This is a genomic window from 'Chrysanthemum coronarium' phytoplasma, assembly GCF_000744065.1.
Taxonomy (GTDB): Bacteria; Bacillota_I; Bacilli_A; order Acholeplasmatales; family Acholeplasmataceae; genus Phytoplasma; species Phytoplasma asteris.
Window position 1 is genome coordinate 1 of sequence record NZ_BBIY01000050.1, and the last position, 5,196, is coordinate 5,196.

The following is a 5,196-nucleotide window of genomic DNA, read 5'->3' on the forward strand; positions in this document are numbered from 1 at the left end:
TGGAGTTTGGTATAAAAATTGGTTTTTAAATTCATCTAAAAGTTTTTCTTTTTGTTCATTTGATAATTGAGTTTCGTTTGGTTCTGCTTTTTGTAATTTAGCTAAATCATTTTCTAATTTATTAATTTTATTATTAGATTAATAACATGCAAATACTAAAACAACAGTTATTAATATCAAAGCAACAACTGCTACTTTTTGCCAATGTTCTTTAAACAAATTTACTTGATTATTTTGTGTTAACATGGTTTTTTTCTTTTCTATTTATTTTATATCTTTTATATCTTTATATTTGTATTTCAAATGTATATTGTCCTTGTGAATAAATAGTTCTTAAAAGCTCTATAAATTTTTCATAGGGTTTTTTGTCTTTTTATTGGGGTGTGTTAGGTTCTAAACAATATTGATCTAAATTAAGATATTGAAAATTAGGATTGAATTTTTTTATAGTATCCCAATTATTTAATTCAGATTCAGATTCAGATTTATTTTTATTAAAAAATTGATTTTTTTTAAAAGTTTGTATAAATGCAGGTTCAGGTTTAGATTCGTCTTCTTGAAATTCTTCATCCATAAAGATTTGTTTGAATTTATTTATAAATGCATTTTGTTCTTGTGGATTTCTAATTGGTGGTAAATAACGGTCATTTGCTCTGTCTTGCAATAATTTATCGAGTTTATCGTTTTGCAAGCTTCTACTTTGTAGGTTTGGTTCTTCTTTTTCAAATTGATGTTTAAGTGATTCATCTTTTGAAAGAGAATCAATTATATTTAAAAATCTAACTGTTTTAGAAAATAAATCATCATATTCAAAAGAAGGTTTTTTTCCTTTATTTGCTTTTTCAATTCCTTTTAACATTGACATTAAAGAAATAAGGTGATGTTGAGTTTGATAAAAAGTAGTTTCTAAATATAGAATAGAATTTTGGTCTGCAAAACAATTATTTTTTATTTCTTCTTTTTTATAGTCTAATAAATTTTTTAATTCAAAGTAATATTTACTTATTTTTTTAATAGCTAATAAAAGATATTTAGTTTGAATAAGGGTTACTTGAAATAATAAAGCATCTCCTTATTTTTTAACCACAGGATAAAAAGTTGTTTTAAATTCGCTGTTTATACAATTTTTCCATTGTTGACAAGTTTGACATTTTTTAAAATGGTTTTGGGGTTTTTCGCTATATTGGTATATATCAAAAGATTCAAGTTTTTTATTAAATTTATTTAAACATTTTATTTGTGATTCTAATTCTTTTATTTCTTCTATTAAATGTTTGTGTTCTTTCACTAAAGGACTTAAGTTTTCTTGAAGATTTGTAATTTGAGTTTGAATTGGGGGAAGTTCGTTATTTGTAATATTATTGATTTGAGTTTGATTAGATTGAACGGCGCTTTGTATATTTCCAATTCTTTCTTGAATATCACTATTATTCCTTCTTATTTCTTCTAAATTGCTTTCTGAGTAATTTTGTGATGTAGAACTTGGTTCGTTTTGGATTTGATTTCCCAAATTTGTAATTTGTCCTTGCAAAGTAGTATTGTTATTTTTTAAAGTTTCTAAATTGTTTTCTAATTGTTTTTTTTGCTTTTTGCTTCTAATTCTTGATTTTTCAAAGGAATTATTTGATTATGTAATTCGTCTTTATTATTTACTTTTTGATTCTTTTCTGTTGTTAAATTCTCTATCTTTTCTTTATTTTGAGCTTGTTTATCTTCAATATAATCTTTTCTTTTTCTTTCCAAATAATCAGTTTGTAATTTATTTTTAGGAATTTCATTAAAGTTATTTTTAATTATTTCATTATCTAATTTACTTATTTTTATATTATTTTCTTCTAATGATGTTTCTTCTAAAATATCATTGACTTTATTAATAGTTTGTTCTACATTTAATTTATCATAATCCAGACTAAATGTTTCTGGTGCAACAAAAGGATATGGGGGATTATATGTAGTTTCTAAATGGGTTTGAGGTAGTGTTTTTGTTTTTTTAAACCATCCAAAAGGATCAATAATAAGAATAGCTAATAATACAAATAAAAATCCAGATATAATTACAACTAGACATAATAATTGTTTTTGTTTTTGTTGTGTCACTTTTAAAACAACCGCCTTTCTTCTTATCCTAAATAAGAAATTGTTTTTTATTGTAAAAATGTAAAAATAATAAATTTTTAATATGATGATCAGTTTCCAAAAGATAAACAATTTAAAATGTTTAAAAACTTATAAAGCTCAATTTAGCTATTTTTGCAGCATTTGGAAAAACTTAGATATTATGCAAGCCAGTTTGTAAATTAATATAGTGAAATTATTACTTTTACATAAAAAAACCTTTCTTTTATTTTTGTTGTATATTAAGTATTGATAACTTAACAATTTGCAAATATTAATTATAATTATAAAATTACTTATAAATATACTTATATCTATTAATTTATAAATATACAATTACAAATAATATTTTTAATCTAATTTTTAAAAAATAACAAATAAGGAAAAAAACAAATTGTTAATTAACTATATTTTCACATCAAAAAAAAAAAAACAACAAATATGCTTATTTATTTTAAATATTTGTATTTTTCCATCAATTTACAAATAAAAACTGCTAAAATATTAAAATATTGAGTAATTTTAAAAATATTAATACAAATAACAATATATGTTGTATAATAAGAGTACTTATTTGTAATCTATGATTTGTGATTTTGGTTTTAAGATTTAAAGATTTAGCAATGATAATTTGGCAATTTAGCAATTTTATAAATAAGTTGTAGCATAAATGGGGTTTGATAAATTATAACAAAAAAGAAAAGTAATTTTATGAAATTTGTAAAAAAAGAAACAAAAGACCAAAAAGACACAACAACTCCCAAAGAACACAAAGACAAACACAAACAAAAAAAGCATAAATGGCAATTAATTCACATATTGTGCCTTATTTTAATGGTTATTATAATGTTTTTAAGTAGTTTTATTTTATATAACAAAGAACGCAAAGATAAAATATTTACTCAAAAAAAAGAATCAACAAAACTACCAAATCCGATTATCCAAGAAAATAAACCAAATAAAGAAAATAATAATGAAATAGTTAACCAAAATAAATTAATTTCAAACGAAAATAATTTAATTGTTACAAACTCAAACGAAAATACCCAAATGATAAATATATACGATTCAATAACAAACAATTTAATCAAAAAAACTACTTTTTACCCCAATCAAAAAACTATTAATTTCATTGAAAAATACAACCCCCAAACTAAAAAATGCCTCCAAATAAAACACTTTACACAACAAGGAACTTTATTTTGTGTCATATATCTTGATCAAAATACTAAAAAAATAACAAAAATAATTTATTACCAAGACAATAACAAAATAGACAATGAAGCTAAATATAGCCTTCAAACTGGAAAAAAGATTTCTCATACTTACTATCTTAAAAACGGCATTGATATTGATTACATAGATAAATACAACGAAAAAGAAGAAATTTCAGAAACAATCCATTATATTGTTACAAAATACTAAACTAGTTTTATTTCTTGAAAAAGCCCCAAAATAAAAAAAGACCAACTTTGAAGTTGATCTTTATATTATCATAAATATTTAGTTTTGGGAAATTTAGTCTTGATTTTAGTAAAAATAATATTTATAATTTTAAAAAACTAATTGTTATTTTGTGTTTGCAAAATTTTGAAAAATAAAATACAATATCAAAACAACAAATAATAAAATAAATATTACAAAGAAAAAAAATAAAAAACTATTGGTTACATTAGAATTATTATTTTGAGAAGTATCAGAAGAACCGGAACCACCTGAAGGAGTTAAAGGATTTTGATCTTTTAAAATATTAAATTGAGTATTTAATTGATCTACATGAACTTTTTGATCTTTTAATTTGTTAATTCCACCCAATTGGTCTAAAGCTTCTTGCACTTTTGCATCTAAATTAGATGATTCATCAGAAACACTGCTTTTTGAATCTTGTTCATATATTACATCATTTAATGTGGATATTGATTTCATATATGAAAAAATATTTGTAATTTTGTCTAAAACATTATCGTACTCTTTAGAAACTTCTCTAAATTTTAATGTTTTTGCTGTCAATATTTCAAATGATGTTAAAATACTATTAACATCTGTATTTAATTTTTGTACCCAAATATATATTTGTTCCAAATAATCAATTACTTGTTGTTGGGCTCCTACTTCTTTTTTTTTAATTAAACCTAGGATATTTATAAAAATGGGATCATTTAAATATTTTTGAATTTCTGTTTGATTATTAACTGCTAATTGATTAATTTCAGTTTTGATTTTAGTAATTATCGCGATAGAAACAAAACGCCTTAATTATTAGCTAATAATTAGGTTTTTTTGAGCCTCGCACAACACCGTACAAGCAAGTTTCCAAGCATACAGCGTTTATATAAAATATATTTCTTCTTTCGCCTTGTATTTGGTTTTCCCAAATTCCTTGGTAAGTCAGTCCACTTATGCATTCCAGCTAAGCTTTGAATTTCTTACGACTACTACGATTCTGCTTTTTCCTTGAGCCTAAACACTTAAGTTTATTTTAGATGCTTTTATACTTTTAGCAAATAACTTTCTTTTAGCAAATAACTTTTAGGAAGATAGAAGTTACTCTAATTTCTTACCTTAATAGTTTTAGGAGAGATAACCACAATTAATATACAAAAATAAAAACATTATGTGGTTGTGGTGGTTTTAGGTTTAGCAATTTTGCTTGCCACTTAAATCAATAAGTGTTAGTAAATTTTATATACGCAAAAAATATATAAAATGCCCTAAAATATAAGGTATCAACTGTTTTTCCTTATAGCTACTGCCCGTTTTTTCTCTTAGGCTTATTGCAAAGCTTTTCCATGACTATTTTCAACTCGCAAATCCAAACGATAAACAGTTTCTCGTTTTTTTGCTTTTATTTTCTGCTATAATCTATCTTGCTTTCATAAAATAGACCAAAAATATGTTGTACTGCATTACTAATTGCAGTTGTAAGTGGTTAATTTACTAAGAAATTAGGCATCTTTCTCGCCCTTTTGCAATAAATCTTGACATTGTATTTTTATTTGTTCTGTTTGATTCTCTTTAGTTTCAATTAGAGTTATCACGTTTTCAATATCATCATCTTGGTCAGCAAAAATTAAATAATTG

The 5,196-nt window shown here is 23.3% G+C and carries 5 protein-coding genes; 1 reads left to right on the plus strand and 4 read right to left on the minus strand.

The annotated features are described in order from the left end of the window. Positions 1–373: 373 nt before the first annotated feature. The 3 genes from OYV_RS02940 to OYV_RS02950 all read right to left on the minus strand — a co-directional run bounded on the left by OYV_RS02940 (position 374) and on the right by OYV_RS02950 (position 2,097). A complete protein-coding gene (locus OYV_RS02940) occupies positions 374–865 on the minus strand; it encodes a hypothetical protein (protein ID WP_011160832.1) in 492 nt (163 codons plus the stop codon). Positions 866–1,072: 207 nt separating this feature from the next. Then, positions 1,073–1,531 carry a hypothetical protein gene (locus OYV_RS02945; RefSeq protein ID WP_011160833.1) on the minus strand — a complete coding sequence of 153 codons (459 nt, stop codon included), beginning with the start codon at positions 1,529–1,531 and terminating at the stop codon, positions 1,073–1,075. 38 nt (positions 1,532–1,569) lie between these two features. Continuing rightward, on the minus strand, positions 1,570–2,097 hold the full coding sequence (locus OYV_RS02950) for a hypothetical protein (RefSeq protein ID WP_041624770.1): 528 nt from the start codon (positions 2,095–2,097) through the stop codon (positions 1,570–1,572). Between the two features lie 729 nt (positions 2,098–2,826). On the opposite strand from OYV_RS02950, the gene OYV_RS02955 reads away from it, so the two are divergent. Continuing rightward, entirely contained in the window at positions 2,827–3,540 is a 714-nt protein-coding gene (locus OYV_RS02955; RefSeq protein WP_070097664.1) for a DUF2963 domain-containing protein, read from the plus strand. A 144-nt stretch (positions 3,541–3,684) separates the two neighbouring features. Here the strand turns inward: OYV_RS02955 and OYV_RS02960 are convergent, their stop codons facing one another. After that, positions 3,685–4,197, minus strand: coding sequence for a hypothetical protein (locus OYV_RS02960; RefSeq protein ID WP_042068205.1), 513 nt, complete (start codon positions 4,195–4,197; stop codon positions 3,685–3,687). Positions 4,198–5,196 lie beyond the last annotated feature (999 nt).